This window comes from Citrobacter sp. Awk 4 (genome assembly GCF_028069725.1).
GTDB lineage: Bacteria > Pseudomonadota > Gammaproteobacteria > Enterobacterales > Enterobacteriaceae > Citrobacter_D.
On the sequence record NZ_JANEWG010000154.1, the window covers coordinates 1 to 394 of the forward strand.

Below are 394 nucleotides of genomic sequence, written 5' to 3' on the forward strand. Positions count from 1 at the left end.
TAACAAGGTAACCGTAGGGGAACCTGCGGTTGGATCACCTCCTTACCTTAAAGAACCTGCCTTTGCAGTGCTCACACAGATTGTCTGATGAAAAGTAAATAGCAAGGCGTCTTGCGATTGAGACTGACACGTCCCCTTCGTCTAGAGGCCCAGGACACCGCCCTTTCACGGCGGTAACAGGGGTTCGAATCCCCTAGGGGACGCCACTTGCTGGTTTGTGTGAGTGAAAGTCGCCGGCCTTAATATCTCAAAACTCATCTTAGGGTGATGTTTGAGATATTTGCTCTTTAAAAATCTGGATCAAGCTGAAAATTGAAACGACACACTGTTTCATTTCTCCGTAATAAGAAATGAAAAGCGGTGTGTTCGAGTCTCTCAAATTTTCACGACACGG

1 tRNA gene is annotated in these 394 nt (G+C 46.7%); it reads left to right on the forward strand.

The window, feature by feature from the left end:
* The first annotated feature begins 130 nt into the window (after positions 1-130).
* Positions 131-206: transfer RNA gene (locus NNO04_RS22620), tRNA-Glu, on the forward strand.
* The last annotated feature ends 188 nt before the right edge of the window (positions 207-394 follow it).